The 13,332-nt window shown below is 66.9% G+C and carries 13 protein-coding genes; 5 read left to right on the top strand and 8 right to left on the bottom strand.

The window, feature by feature from the left end:
- Nucleotides 1-85 precede the first annotated feature (85 nt).
- Genes lspA through AB0M74_RS29340 form a run of 3 tightly spaced genes read left to right on the top strand, consistent with a single transcriptional unit; the run spans nt 86 to nt 2,419 of the window.
- Nucleotides 86-826: a signal peptidase II gene (lspA, locus tag AB0M74_RS29350; RefSeq protein WP_366529547.1), complete on the top strand. Its 741-nt coding sequence runs from the start codon at nt 86-88 to the stop codon at nt 824-826.
- Nucleotides 823-1,749, top strand: coding sequence for an RluA family pseudouridine synthase (locus AB0M74_RS29345; RefSeq protein WP_366529526.1), 927 nt, complete (start codon nt 823-825; stop codon nt 1,747-1,749). Before lspA ends, AB0M74_RS29345 begins: the two co-directional genes overlap by 4 nt.
- Nucleotides 1,742-2,419, top strand: a complete 678-nt coding sequence (locus AB0M74_RS29340) for a hypothetical protein (protein ID WP_366529525.1) — start codon at nt 1,742-1,744, stop codon at nt 2,417-2,419. The genes AB0M74_RS29345 and AB0M74_RS29340 overlap by 8 nt, the downstream gene beginning before the upstream one ends.
- A gap of 64 nt (nt 2,420-2,483) precedes the next feature.
- On the opposite strand, the gene AB0M74_RS29335 is transcribed toward AB0M74_RS29340, so the two are convergent.
- Nucleotides 2,484-3,302: a PhzF family phenazine biosynthesis protein gene (locus tag AB0M74_RS29335; protein WP_366529524.1), complete on the bottom strand. Its 819-nt coding sequence runs from the start codon at nt 3,300-3,302 to the stop codon at nt 2,484-2,486.
- Between the two features lie 63 nt (nt 3,303-3,365).
- Nucleotides 3,366-5,804, bottom strand: coding sequence for an HAD-IC family P-type ATPase (locus AB0M74_RS29330; protein ID WP_366529523.1), 2,439 nt, complete (start codon nt 5,802-5,804; stop codon nt 3,366-3,368).
- A 33-nt stretch (nt 5,805-5,837) separates the two neighbouring features.
- Between AB0M74_RS29330 and rarD the strand changes: the two genes are divergently transcribed.
- Nucleotides 5,838-6,743 carry an EamA family transporter RarD gene (rarD, locus tag AB0M74_RS29325; RefSeq protein ID WP_366529522.1) on the top strand — a complete coding sequence of 302 codons (906 nt, stop codon included), beginning with the start codon at nt 5,838-5,840 and terminating at the stop codon, nt 6,741-6,743.
- On the opposite strand, the gene AB0M74_RS29320 is transcribed toward rarD, so the two are convergent.
- The 5 genes from AB0M74_RS29320 to AB0M74_RS29300 all read right to left on the bottom strand — a co-directional run bounded on the left by AB0M74_RS29320 (nt 6,740) and on the right by AB0M74_RS29300 (nt 11,159).
- Complete coding sequence (locus AB0M74_RS29320) at nt 6,740-7,690, bottom strand: hypothetical protein (protein ID WP_366529521.1); 951 nt, start codon at nt 7,688-7,690, stop codon at nt 6,740-6,742. The genes rarD and AB0M74_RS29320 overlap by 4 nt on opposite strands.
- A gap of 217 nt (nt 7,691-7,907) precedes the next feature.
- Nucleotides 7,908-8,048 (bottom strand): hypothetical protein, encoded by a 141-nt coding sequence (locus AB0M74_RS29315; protein WP_366529520.1) that lies wholly within the window; start codon nt 8,046-8,048, stop codon nt 7,908-7,910.
- A 427-nt stretch (nt 8,049-8,475) separates the two neighbouring features.
- On the bottom strand, nt 8,476-9,030 hold the full coding sequence (locus AB0M74_RS29310) for an arabinosyltransferase C-terminal domain-containing protein (protein WP_366529519.1): 555 nt from the start codon (nt 9,028-9,030) through the stop codon (nt 8,476-8,478).
- 188 nt (nt 9,031-9,218) lie between these two features.
- Nucleotides 9,219-9,725 carry a hypothetical protein gene (locus tag AB0M74_RS29305; RefSeq protein ID WP_366529518.1) on the bottom strand — a complete coding sequence of 169 codons (507 nt, stop codon included), beginning with the start codon at nt 9,723-9,725 and terminating at the stop codon, nt 9,219-9,221.
- A 90-nt stretch (nt 9,726-9,815) separates the two neighbouring features.
- Nucleotides 9,816-11,159 (bottom strand): DNA polymerase IV, encoded by a 1,344-nt coding sequence (locus AB0M74_RS29300; RefSeq protein ID WP_366529546.1) that lies wholly within the window; start codon nt 11,157-11,159, stop codon nt 9,816-9,818.
- A 371-nt stretch (nt 11,160-11,530) separates the two neighbouring features.
- Here AB0M74_RS29300 and AB0M74_RS29295 point away from each other — a divergent pair, with 371 nt between their 5' ends.
- Nucleotides 11,531-12,406 (top strand): UTP--glucose-1-phosphate uridylyltransferase, encoded by an 876-nt coding sequence (locus tag AB0M74_RS29295; protein WP_366529517.1) that lies wholly within the window; start codon nt 11,531-11,533, stop codon nt 12,404-12,406.
- Nucleotides 12,407-12,752: 346 nt separating this feature from the next.
- Here the strand turns inward: AB0M74_RS29295 and AB0M74_RS29290 are convergent, their stop codons facing one another.
- Nucleotides 12,753-13,211, bottom strand: coding sequence for an NlpC/P60 family protein (locus AB0M74_RS29290; RefSeq protein ID WP_366529545.1), 459 nt, complete (start codon nt 13,209-13,211; stop codon nt 12,753-12,755).
- Between the last annotated feature and the right edge of the window lie 121 nt (nt 13,212-13,332).

Here is a 13,332-nt window from a genome sequence, read left to right as displayed (position 1 = left end):
AGGATCAGAGTACGACCGCTTCCTGAGTGTCAGCTGGGACATGCAGGAGACCGCGTGCAACAGGGCCATCCGTGCTCGAGAGATGATGGTCGTCGTGAGTGACGACCGGCCGACCGAGGAAGACCCCACTGGCGATAGCGCGCAGGTGGCTCGAAAGGGCACTGCCGACGAGGCGGCGCCACCGACACAACCAACGCCATCGACTCCCGAGCTATCGACCGAGGCGGTGGCCGCACCGTTGCGGCTGCGGACCCTACTGATCATCGCGGCGGTGCTGCTGGGGCTGGATCTGCTCACCAAGTCGATCGCGGTCGCCCAGCTGGAACCCGGCGAGCCGGTATCGATCATCGGCGATTTCGCGCGGTTGTCGCTGGTGCGCAATCCGGGCGCGGCGTTCTCCATGGCTACCGGCATGACCTGGTTGCTGACGCTGGTCGCCGCGTGCGTGGTGATCGGGGTAATCCGCATCGGGCGCACGCTGCGCTCGCTGTGGTGGGCGATCGGGCTCGGCATGGTGCTCGGCGGCGCGCTCGGCAACCTGGTCGACCGGGTGTTCCGCGCACCGGGTCCGCTGCAGGGTCATGTGGTCGATTTCGTCGCGATCGGCTGGTGGCCGGTGTTCAATGTGGCCGATTCCGCGATCGTCTGCGGCGCTGTCCTGCTGGTGGTGCTGACGGTGTTCGGGTTCGAACCCGACGGCAGTCGGACCGGACGCGGTGGCGACACCGCGACCGAAGGGGACGTGCCGGACGGCAGCGATTCCGAGAACAAGCCGAAGAACACCGAGAGCAAGCCGAAGAACACCGGACAGGAGAACGCGGCATGAGGGAAACCAGAACCATGCCGGTGCCCGATGGGCTCGACGGTATGCGCGTCGATGCGGGACTCTCACGGCTGCTGGGCCTGTCGCGTACCGCGGTCGCCGCGATGGCCGAGGAGGGCTCCGTACAGCTCGACGGCGTCGCCGCGGGCAAGTCCGATCGACTCGTCGGCGGCGCCTGGCTGGAGGTCGAGTTCCCGGAACCGAAGCGGGAACTGACGATCGAGGCCGAAGCGGTGGAGGGCCTGACCATTCTGTACGCCGACGACGACATCGTCGCGGTGGACAAGCCGGTCGGCGTCGCCGCCCACCCCGGGGTCGGCTGGCACGGGCCGACGGTCGTCGGCGGACTGGCCGCGGCCGGTTACCGCATCTCCACCTCCGGCGCACACGAGCGCCAGGGCATCGTGCACCGGCTGGACGTCGGCACCTCCGGGGTGATGGTGGTCGCGCAATCCGAGCGGGCATACACGGTGCTCAAGCGCGCCTTCAAGCAGCGCACCATCGATAAGCGGTATCACGCCCTCGTGCAGGGACATCCCGATCCGAGCAGCGGCACCATCGACGCCCCCATCGGCCGGGCCCGCGGCAACGACTGGAAATTCGCGGTCACCGCCGACGGCCGCCCGAGCATCACCCACTACGACACCGTCGAGGCGTTCCAAGCGGCCAGCCTGCTCGACATCCATCTGGAGACCGGCCGTACCCACCAGATCCGAGTGCACTTCTCCGCGATCCGGCACCCCTGCTGCGGTGACCTGACCTACGGCGCCGACCCGCGCCTCGCCGAACGTCTCGGCCTCGAACGCCAGTGGCTGCATGCCCGCGCGCTCGGCTTCAATCACCCCGCCGACGGCCGGTATCTGGAGATCACCAGCGAGTACCCGGCGGACTTGAAGAACGCGCTCGACGTCCTGCGCAATGCCTGACTCCGCCCCTCGGTTCCGCCCGTGGCGCGCTCTCGCCGTCATCGCCGCGGCCGGCGGCCTGGTCGCGGTCATGGCGGTGCTCGGCGCGCTGCAGCCGCCGGTTCCCGCCGGCGTCGCCACCGACCGGCTCGGCGCCGAGCGAGGCGAGCCGGTCGCGGAATACCTTGCCCGCGCACACGACTCGCTCACAGGTGCGGATACCGACGAGCGTTGGGCCCTGGTGTCGTTCACCGAAGCACTGACCCCCGAACAGATTCCGGCCCACAGCGGCGGCCTGCGCATCGCCCAGGTGATCCATCAGGTCCAGATTCCCCGGGTCCATACCCCGATGGTCGCCGTCGCGGTCCCGGCGGGCGACGCGGTGGCCGTAGCTTCGGCCGACAACGCGGCCTGGCAGCTGCTCGCGCCGCCGGTCTCCGACGAACGCTCCGCCCACCTTGTCGCCATCTCGGTGGCCCGCCTCCGTACGCACTGCGCATGCACCGTCGGCCTCGTCGTCCGCGGCCGACTCCCCCACCTCCGAGACCTTTCCGTCCAGAACGGAATCCGCGCCGTCCAGGCCCTCCCGCCGGACGCTGTCTCCGGCAGCTTCGCTGTAGTCCCGCTGCTGCCGGACCAGCACGATGTCGTACTGTCCGGCCCGGACGACGGCCCGCTCCCCGAGCGGTGACCATGATGCAGCACCCGCGGCCGCCCGGTGCCTGCTGCAGCGTCGACCCGGGATCTCGTGCCGCTCAGTCCGGGAGCGTCACCACGCCGTCGAGGTAGCGGCGACAGCGGCCGACGAGCAGCACGCGGTCACCGACGAGCTCGCAGCGCATGCTGCCGCCGCGGTGTGACAGTTGGCGGGCGGTGAGCTCGGTGCGGCCGAGTTCGCGGGTCCACAGCGGAACCAGCTGAGCATGTGCCGATCCGGTAACCGGGTCCTCGATCACGCCGAGATCCGGTCCGAAGACCCGGGACACGATGTCGCAAGACTCACCGCGGGCGGTGATGACCGCGTCGAACGGCAGCGGCGGGAAGGCCGCGAAGTTCGGATGGGCGTCGCGCACTTCCTGTTCGGAGCCGAGGACGATCACCTCGTCGAATCCGGTGAACGCGCGCACCGGGCGCACACCGAGTGCCTCGATCAGCACCGGATCGGGCTCTACCTCCCTGGATTCGAGCGCCGGCAGATCGAGCACGTATTCGTCGTCGTCGGTCCGGTCGACATGTAGCCAGCCGCTGCGGGTGAAGAAGCTCACCCGGTCTTCGCCGGGGTGGATGTCTTCGAGAACCTGGGCCGCCGCGGCCATGGTGGCGTGGCCGCACATGTTCACTTCGAGGGTGGGGGTGAACCAGCGCAGGTGGAATGCGGGCCACTCCCCCGGTCGCGCGCCGGCGTCCGGGGGCAACTGCGCGGTGTAGAAGGCAGTTTCGGCGAGGTTGTTCTCCTCGGCCAGATTTTGCAGCAGCGCATCCGGCAGCCACGCCGACAGCGGCATGACCGCGGCGGGGTTGCCCGAGAACGGTGCGTCGGCGAACGCGTCGATCTGGTGCAGCAGTACCTCCATATTCGAGAAGGTACTCCAACACCGAATGCTCGCCTCGCACAAGGTATCTCGCGGCGCGCCGAGTCACCTGTCCAGTTGCCGGGCGCCACCGCTCGGGGCGGGGGGAAGCAGTTGGCCGCGCTGTCCCTGCAGTGCCGCACTGATCCACCAGGCGGCTTCGACGAGTGCGATCCCGATGGCACCACAGATGATTGCCGCGGTGGTGAGCCGGATGTTCGAGGGGTCGAGCTTGAAGAAGTGGCGGGTGAACGGAACGGTGAACAGGAACAGGTACGCGACCACCGACGCCGTGATCAGCACGACCTTCCACCACACGTACGGCCGCGCCACGATGGCGAGGACCCACAGCGCGATCATGATCAGCGTGATCAGCGCCGTGGTGCCCGCCTGCTCCTTCTGCTGCTCGCTCGCGTGCGGTCCGGCATAGGCGATCAGGTAGGCCACGAAGGTCGCGGTGCCGATCACCACGCCGGAGGGAATGGCCAGCCGTAGCACCCTGGGGACGAAGCCGGTGCGGGCCCGCTCGTTGTTCGGCGCCAACGACAGAATGAACGCGGGGATGCCGATGGTGAACCAGGCCGCGATCGTGACATGCCGAGGCAGGAACGGATACGGGATCGGCTCATAGTCGAAGAGCTGCGAACCCACCCCGGCCAGCCCGACGAGGAAGGCCAGCAGCACCGCGTACACGGTCTTGGTGAGGAACAGGTTCGAGACCCGCTCGATATTGCCGATGACCCGACGCCCCTCGCCCACCACGTACGGCAGCGTCGCGAACTTGTTGTCCAGCAACACGATCTGCGCGACGGCGCGAGTCGCGGGGCTGCCCGCCCCCATCGCGACACCGATATCGGAATCCTTCAGCGCCAGTACGTCGTTCACGCCGTCTCCGGTCATGGCAACGGTGTGGCCGCGAGACTGCAAGGCGCCCACCATGGCTCGCTTCTGGTCCGGACGCACCCGGCCGAAAGTGGTTTCGCGTTCGAGGATACCGGCGAGCTCGTCGCGGGCATCGGGCAACTCGCGGGCATCGACCGCATGGTCGCCGCCGGGGAGGTCGAGCGAGGAGGCCACCGCGCCCACCGACACCGCGTTGTCGCCGGAGATCACCTTGATCGAAACATCCTGGCCGGCAAAGTATTCGAGCGTCGCACGGGCGTCGGGCCTGATCTTCTGCTCCAGCACGACAAGCGCGGCGGGCGTGACGGTGCCCGGGGCGTCGATAGCGTCTACGGCGCGGTCGCTGCGTGCCAGCAGCAGAATCCGCAGGCCGGTTGAACCGAGCTCCTCGGCGACCTGCGCATCCTCCGACTCCGGGTCGAGCAGCACATCGGGAGCACCGAGCAGCCAGTCGCCGTGCTCGCCATAGGAGTACCCGCTCCACTTCTTCGCCGAAGAGAACGGGGCGACCGCGGTGTACTGCCAGCCGGGACCGTCGGGCAGCGCCTCACCGATCGCCTGCACACTCGCGTTCGGGCGCGGATCGTCGGCGGCCAGGGCGGCCAGCGCCTTGCGCACCTCGGCATCCTCGGCGTCGCCGAGCGCCTTGATGTCCGACAGCCGCATCCCATTCTCGGTCAGCGTGCCGGTCTTGTCGGCGCACACCACATCCACCCTGGCCAGACCCTCGATCGCGGGCAGCTCCTGCACCAGGCACTTGCGCCGGCCGAGCCGCACCACGCCGACCGCGAAGGCGACCGAGGTCATCAGCACCAGACCCTCCGGCACCATCGGCACCAGCGCGGCGACCATGCCGCTGACCGCGGGCCGCCAGCTCTCCTTGCTGGAGAAAAGCTGGTTGTACACGCTCAGCAGGCCCGCGGGGATCAGCAGATAGGTGATGACCTTCAGAATCGTGTCGATGCCGCTGCGCAGTTCGGATTTCACCAGCGTGAACTTGCTCGCTTCCTCGGCCAGCTTCGCCGCATAGGCGTCACGACCGACCTTGGTCGCGCGGTAGGCGCCGCTGCCGGACACCACGTAACTGCCCGACATCACCTCCGCACCGATACGCTTGTCCACCGAGTCCGCTTCACCGGTGAGCAGCGATTCGTCGACCTCGAGCTGGGCGGACTCCTCGACGGTGCCGTCGACCACGATCTGGTCGCCGGGGCCGAGCTCGATCAGATCGTCCAGCACCACCTCGCGCGGCGCGAGTTCGCGCGACTTGCCGTCGCGCCGCACCGTCGGCTTGGCCTGGCTGACGATGGCCAACTGGTCCAGGGTCCGCTTGGCACGGATCTCCTGGATGATGCCGACCGCGCTGTTGGCGACGATCAGCAGACCGAACATGCCGTCGATGATCGACCCGGTGGCCAGGATCAGGACGAACAGCACACCGAGAATGGCGTTGATCCTGGTGAAGACGTTTGCCCTGACGATCTCGCGCACCGATCGACTGGCCCGGTCCGGGACGTCGTTGGTCAGCCCGTCGATGCGACGTTGCTCGACCTGCGCCGTGGTCAGTCCGGTGGCACCCGTTGCCTGCACGGTTATCGACATGACCGCAAGGCTACCGAGAACTACGGTCGTAGCGTGCAGCGAAGCAGGTCGGTCCCAGGTGTTGTGTTCGGTGCGGGCGCGTTTCTCATCTGGGGCCTGTTCCCCGCCTTCTTCGGGCTGCTCAGGTTCGCCGGTCCGGCCGAGGTGGTCGCACAGCGGATCCTGTGGACGCTGGTTCTGGTCATCGGCGTGCTCTTGGTCAACGGCCGGATCCGCGAGATGCGCGGGATCGACGCGAAGACCTGGCGGCTGGCCGCGGTGGCCTCGACAGCGCTGTCGCTGAACTGGGGTGTGTACGTGTACGGGGTCACCTCGGGACACGTGGTCGAGTGCGCGCTCGGCTACTTCATCAACCCGCTGGTGACCGTGGCATTCGGCGTGCTCATCTTCCGGGAGCGGCTGGCCCGGGCGCAGTGGGCCGCGCTCGGCCTCGGCGCGCTCGCGGTTGTGGTGCTGACCGTCGACTACGGTAGGCCACCGGTCATCGCGCTCGCGCTCGCCTGTTCGTTCGCAATCTACGGATTGGTGAAGAAGGTGATCACGCTCGACGCAGTGCGTGGCATCGCCGCCGAGGGCATGGTCGCCGCGCCGTTCGCGCTGGCGTTCGTCGTCGTGCTGATGGTGTCGGGCCGCAGCGAATTCGGTTCCGGCGCTGGCCATACCGCGCTGATGATGTCGACCGGTCCGGTGACCCTCGTTCCGCTGCTGCTGTTCGCCGTTGCCGCACAACGCGTTCCGCTGTCCACCATGGGCGTGCTCCAGTACCTCACCCCTGCCCTCCAGATGGCATGGGGTGTCGCCGTCGCCCACGAACCCATGCCCGCATCGCGCTGGGCCGGTTTCGCACTGATCTGGGCCGCCCTCGCCGTCTTCACCACCGACGCCGTGCGCCGGGCCCGGAAAGTCAGGCGAACCCGGCAGCCGATCACAAGTAGTTAGATCGCCTTGGTCAGGTACACAACGGATCCTTTCATCAGGCGTTGCCCTAGCGGTGGGTCGCCACCGGTCAAGCTCGCAAGCTCGTTCGCCGACGGATATTCGACGGGATCGCGGCCCTTGAATCTTTCGGCGATAGCGTCAAGTTTTTGCTGCTCGGCGCTCGAGCACGTATCACGGATCTTCTCTATTCGACCCTCGATGGACCTCACCGATTTTTCCAGGAGCTTCGGGTTATCGTTAATGAATTCGAAACCCGACCGCGGCCACACAGCACCGCCATCGCGCATAGTCTCCATTTCGATTCGATCGACGCCGGACCGGCGATAATATTCGTCCATCGACGCACAAAAAGACGCAGCGAAACCCTTCCGCTGGGCATCTCTATTCAAAGATATACGGTAATGCTCGGCAACCAGCCGACCCTGATGATCTCGATAGAATAGAACGGAAGTGTCGCCGACCACATTGTCACCGTCGAAAATCTTGCTGTTGACTCGAATGCCGACGGTTTTTCCTCTGATCGTCTCGACATTTTCGCCATAGTAGGGATTGTCGAGTTTCAAATGGTACGGACCGAATTTTCTTTCCATCCCGGCGAGCAAATGCGTCAATTCTTCGCTCATAGCTCCTAGCTCGCGGCTCAAACCAGGCCCGAGACGGAGTAGCTCGCCGACCGGCGGCACCGACGACAAGTCGACGAGTTGCGGTCCACTATCGGAGTGCCGCTGACCGGTCGAGTGGATTGCGCCATCGGCATGCTCGAAGGCCTGCCCAGCTTCGGTAACCCTGGCGTGACCTGTGCCGTCGACGCTGCGGACTGCTGGGGAGAATGTGTGCAATTCGCCGGCAGGGTGCGATACAGCAGCCGCACGATGCGTCGCGAGGCTCTTCATCGCGGTCGACAAGCGTTTGAGAACCGCTGCCATCGCGCCGATCGAACTCTGCACCGCTACCCGCTCCGGTTGCCGCTGTCGAAACGACCGTCGGAGACCGTCATCGAACTCACAGCAAACCATCGCACACCGCCAGCATAGGGCCGGCTACGGAAGCCGCCCCGGACCGCGGTCCGATAGCGATGGGTCAGCTGCACGTCCGCGGTTGCAGGCGATCTACTCAGCGCGCGGCGAGGGGCGTCGACGGGCCGACGAGCCCACTCCCGTCGCGCTACGCATTGTCGATCAGCTGTTGGACTTGGCGTTTCCATTCGTCGACAAGTGCGCGGTTGAGAACTTCCAACTCGCCACGATCGGCGTCGGGCCAGGTTTCGGCATCCATGTCGAGTCCACGCGCGACCACGAATTTCATGAATTGTTCCGACACTGCCTCGCTGCGAGCCCGGACGGAAATTCCCCCAGCGGGTGTCGCGTTCAACAAACCCTAATTCCGCACCATCTCGAAGTCTTCATCAATTTTCACCGAGCGTAATCTTCTCGACTGCCGCCGGTCGCTTGACGAACTCGATACGCCCCGCCTCGGACTTATCGAATGCGGTGGTCAAACGTTATGGCAGTCTCACGAAGCCACCCCGATGGACTCATTCAGAGATTTGTCCACCGCGGCCGTATCGGCCAACTGTCGACCACATACCCGAAGGGTGTCGACACGGCACTCGACGCCGAGTCGACACTTCCCACTGCCGGAAATATCCCGGATAGGGATTCCTCGCGTCCCGCCGAGATCCTCGACGCCTACCCACCGCGATGATCAGCGAGCTCCGATCGGTGGCGTGTGCTCAGTAGTCGGTGATAATGCGCCCGGGAGTCCAGAGTCCGGAGTGGTCTTGTTCGGTAGTCGCCGGCCGTGCCGGGGCCGCAGTCGCATCGATCCTGCTGAACTGCTGAAGTTCGCCCCAATCGCGACGCCAGTCATAGTCGCCGTTGAGCACGACAGGGAAGCCGGGAGCTTCGAATCCGACCAGGGTGGCGGTCGCGCCGGTGGTGTCGGCGTGCACGATGAGCTCGCAATCGGCGACCAGTTCGTCGACCGAAACACTGAGCAGTGCCTGGTTTCGCAGCACGACGTCGAGTCGAGCGGCTGTGTCGACACGGGGCGGCCGCACGCGCGCGACGAAACCGTACCGCTCGAGATTCGGTGCGCCTGCCGGACCGGTGGCAGCGAGCACGCCGCATTTCGCGCTGAGCTGGTTGATCACCGCGCAGGGCAGGGCGGCATCGAAAGTCAGTGGCGCATAGGAGACCAGCGGGGCTTCGATGCTGCGTGCGGATCCGGCCTGCGGCCAGGTCAGCATCGCCGCGTCCACGCGAACCGGTAGCAATGGCACGATCACCGCGAACAGCGCACCGAGTAAACCAGCGATCAGCGCGAGGGGCCCGGCCCATCCCCCGCGTCTGTTCGGTTGTGCCGTCGCGGATTCGGATGCCTCGACGGGCAGCTAGTAACGGAATAGTTCGCCTGCGAAACTTGTTGCCTGCGCGGCCGACCCCCGCGTGGAGCGGAGGCCGACCGCCGAAAAAATTAGCTGGTGCAGGCCACCGACTGCTGGCCGAGGTTGCTCAGCATGGTGCAGGCCCAGGTCTTCTGGACCTTCCACTTGCCGTCTTCGGCGACGAAGGGCACATCGACGATATTGGTCTGGCCGTTGATGGTGAAGTTCGCCTTGGCATTGACGCTGTCACCGAAAGTGGTGACGTCGGTAACGGCGACCTGGACGTTGGCGCTCTTGGCGGCCTCGGCGAGACGGTTGGGCAGCTCCGGGTCGGCCTGCGCGCCCTGGACCATATCGAGCTTCTCGGCATTCGGGATCGACGGATCCAGCGCCTTCTGCAGTGCCGCGTTCAACTCCGACGGGGTCGGAACCGGCGGCAGGTTCGGGCTCGCCGACGCCGCGGCCTTGGCGCTGGTCGTAGTGCGGGCCGGCTTGGCGGTGTCCTTGTTGTCGTCGCCACCACAAGCGGTCATGCTCAGCGTGGCGGCGATGGCCAGGCCGGCGATCGCGATGCGTCCAGTCTTACGAAGCTTCAACTGCTCGTCCTTTACGTTCGAGTAGGTACGGGTCAACACGGACAGCGTCCAACCGAACCGCAACGCTGCACGAGTATCACAGGCTACCGGTCATCGGAGACTGCCTAGTGGATCAGCCCGGGACAAACTGATGTCGTCGGCAGCGAACGTACGCGCCGGGCCGGGCCCTGTCGAACTGGTCTCGAACCGGACGGTGACCACACCCAGTCCCGCACCCTGCACCCAGCCGTGTCCGAATTCGGGATGCACCACATCCATGCCCGGATGCCACCGGGTTTCCCGCCGCGCCACCGAATCGGCTTGCGGCGTCTCGGCATCCGGCTCGACGGCGGGCGCGGGCACCCATTCGGGGGCCTCGGTGTGCTCCTCGACAGGCGATTGATCCAGTTCGGGGAACAGCGATTCCTGCCGCACCGTCGAAAGCCCACCGAAGCTCACGCCGACCAACCGGATCGGGCCGAGCTCGGCAGGATCGATCGCGGAGCGCTGCGCGGCGGTGCACAGGGTAGCCAGGTCGGCCGTGGCGTAAGGCAGGGTGAATGACCTGGTCACGATGCTCATATCGGATTTCTTGAGCTTCAGCACCACCGTACGGGCCGCACGGCCGTCCTTGCCGAGCCTGGCGTGGGCGGCGCCGGCCATCGCCTCGATCGCGGGCCGCAGCTGGGCAAGGGTGACGATGTCGTTCTCGTAGGTGGTTTCGGCGCTGATCTGTTTGGCCTCGGCGCGTTCGGCCACCGGGCGGTCATCGATGCCGCGGGCCAGCCGGTGCAGCGCCGCGCCGATACTGCCGCCAAGGATCGATACCACCTCCGACTCGGGCAACGCCGCGAACGCGCCGACGGTCTCGATACCGAGCGAGCGCAGCCTGCCCTCGGCCACCGGCCCGATCCCCCACAGTTTGCGCACCGGGAGACCGGCGAGCAACTGCTGTTGTTCATCCGGCGAAACCACTCGAATACCATCGGGTTTGGCCAGGCCCGAGGCAATTTTGGCCAGCTGCTTGCCGGTCCCGGCACCAACCGAGGCGACCAATCCGGTCCGCTCGCGGACCAACGCCCGCAGTTGCTCGCAGAATTCGCGCACCCGCTGCGCGCTCGCTCCTGCCAGTTCGGCGGGCTCGCCGAACGCCTCGTCGAACGACAGCGTCTCCAGCACCGGGATCCGGCTGCGCAACGCATCGAACACCTGCGCGCTCAGCACGCTGTAGACCGCGCCGCGCGGCGGCACCACCACCGCGGCGCCGCCGACCAGCCGCCGCGCCTGATGCATCGGCATCGCCGAGCGCGCGCCGTACACCCGCGCCTCGTAACTGGCTCCCGCCACGACACCCCGCCCGCCGGTGCCACCCACCAGAACCGGACGCCCGCGCAGCGTCGGACGGGTCAGTTGCTCGACCGAAGCGAAGAAGGCGTCCATATCGATATGCAGCACCCATCGGCGGGCTGTGCGGCCGACGACAGACGGTGCGACGCCTGCCGCTTTTCCATCCGTCGCGCCTGCGTCGCCACCCGTCGCGCCTGCGGCGATGGTGGTGTCGTCGGTGCTCACGACCCGAAATCTACGCCGTCCTACCGACAGATCCGGCATGCGCGGGTCTGCGCGATCACTGTCGGATTGCTATCGGCGCCGGGTAACGACCGCCACGGCCGCTCGGCCGCGTGACCGCGATGCTCGAGCTCCTACGAACAGGCTGTGACCTGCCCTGATCCGGTCCAGCGCTGGACGTATCCGCAGCCGACCGCACAACCATCGTTTGCCGGGGATCGGGCTTTTCGACCACACCGGTATGTGATGATCGGTTCATGAAGATCCGCAAGGCCGTGATCCCGGCCGCCGGAATCGGCTCCCGACTCCTCCCGCTGACCAAGGCCATCCCCAAGGAGATGCTGCCCGTCGGTGACAAGCCGGTCATCGAGCACACCGTCCGCGAGCTGGTCGCGTCGGGCATCACCGACATCACCATCGTCGTCAGCAGCGGAAAGTCGTTGATCCAAGACCACTTCCGCCCCAACCCGGCATTGGTCGCGCAACTGCGCGCAGATGGCAAGACCGCCTACGCCGACGCCGTCGAAGAGGTCGGCGAACTGTCCCGACTCGGCCACATCACCTACCTCGACCAGCACGGCCCCTACGGCAACGGCACTCCTGTCCTGAACGCGGCCCGCAATGCGGGCGACGAGCCGATGCTGGTGCTGTGGCCCGACGACGTCTTCGTCGCCGAGGTGCCGCGGGCCCAGCAGCTCATCGACGCCTACGAGGCCACCGGCTCCCCGGTGCTCGCACTGATGCCGATGGACCCCGCCGAATCCCAGCGTTACGGCGTCCCGGTGGTCGCCGACGACCAGGGCAACGGCCTGTTGCGCATCACCGGCCTGATGGAGAAGCCCAAGCCCGAAGACGCGCCCTCCGACTTTGCCGCGATCGGCGGCTACGTGGTCACCCCCGGCATCGTCGACGAGCTGCGCAGGCAGACCGAACGCTGGTATCAGCACCGCGAGGGCGAGGTCTACCTGACCGATGCCATCAACGTGCATGCCGCCGAGAACCCGGTCTTCGGCCAGGTCATCCGTGGTCGCTGGTATGACACCGGCAACCCCGCCGACTACCTGGTCGCCCAATTCGCCTCGGCTCTCGCCCATCCCGAATACGGACCGAGGCTGCGCACGCTGTTCGACTGATCGCGCGCAGCCACCCCGCCACGAAAGCGACTCCGGCTGCCGTCCCGACCACCCGCCCGGGCTGGCGGAAACCGGCCTCAACAGTGAACGAGGCCACCGGAGATCGCGACACGATCAGCGCCGCCGACGAGCGCCGCACCACTGCGGTACGGCGTTCTCAGCTCGCGCGGGCGGCACTGTCGACATCGCCGCCATCACCGACTCGACGCGGCTGCGATCGACGGGCGCGACATCGGCGACAAACGCCTCCCGCCGCGCCGAGACTTCGACATACGCCGCGGCACAGATCCGTTCGCCACGGCTGGGTAGCCAGATCGCCGCCGGCCGGCCGTGACGCCGCCAGGTTTCAGAACCGGCGGATGGTGAAGATGTCGAACTCGTCGAGGGGGTGCAGACCGACGGGCACGCCCCAATCGTGGGCGTCGAGAATCTGCCCGAAACCCGCGTAGATACCGACGTGGGAGGCGTCGCCGTTGAGGATGACGACGTCACCGGGCGAGAGCGCGGCGTACGGGACCGCGGCCCCGACCTTGGCCTGCTCCCAGGTGGTGCGAGGCAGCTTGACCCCGACCTGACGGAAGGCCCACTGGACCAGACCCGAGCAGTCCCAGGTGAAAGGTCCGGTCGCACCCCATTCGTAGGGCTTGCCGACCTGCGTTGCGGCCGCGGCCAACGCGCCGAGTCCGGCGGTGCTCGGCAGCGGCAGCATTGCGGAGCCACTGGAACTGCCCGAACCCGACCCGGAACTGCCCGAACCCGACCCAGAACCTCCCGAACCCGATGCGCTCCCCGAATCACCGCGCACCGGTCCGGCCAGTACGAGCGTCACGACCGCGGACACCAGAAACCCGATGGCTATCCGGCGCAATGGTTTTCTCGTCACGTGCTCGCCCTTTCCGTCGGCCCAGCTAACGCGCGGCACCGGC

It is taken from the genome of Nocardia sp. NPDC051463, from assembly GCF_040681975.1.
Lineage (GTDB): Bacteria > Actinomycetota > Actinomycetes > Mycobacteriales > Mycobacteriaceae > Nocardia.
The sequence above is the reverse complement of the archived record's forward strand: the minus strand, read 5'-3'. Positions and strand labels throughout refer to the sequence as shown.

Excerpts from the sequence above, each read along its gene's own strand:
- lspA (WP_366529547.1), top strand. The coding sequence starts at position 86 with ATGGTCGTCGTGAGTGACGACCGGCCGACCGAGGAAGACCCCACTGGC.
- AB0M74_RS29345 (WP_366529526.1), top strand. The coding sequence starts at position 823 with ATGAGGGAAACCAGAACCATGCCGGTGCCCGATGGGCTCGACGGTATG.
- AB0M74_RS29340 (WP_366529525.1), top strand. The coding sequence starts at position 1,742 with ATGCCTGACTCCGCCCCTCGGTTCCGCCCGTGGCGCGCTCTCGCCGTC.
- AB0M74_RS29335 (WP_366529524.1), bottom strand. The coding sequence starts at position 3,302 with ATGGAGGTACTGCTGCACCAGATCGACGCGTTCGCCGACGCACCGTTC.
- AB0M74_RS29330 (WP_366529523.1), bottom strand. The coding sequence starts at position 5,804 with ATGTCGATAACCGTGCAGGCAACGGGTGCCACCGGACTGACCACGGCG.
- AB0M74_RS29315 (WP_366529520.1), bottom strand. The coding sequence starts at position 8,048 with ATGAAATTCGTGGTCGCGCGTGGACTCGACATGGATGCCGAAACCTGG.
- AB0M74_RS29295 (WP_366529517.1), top strand. The coding sequence starts at position 11,531 with ATGAAGATCCGCAAGGCCGTGATCCCGGCCGCCGGAATCGGCTCCCGA.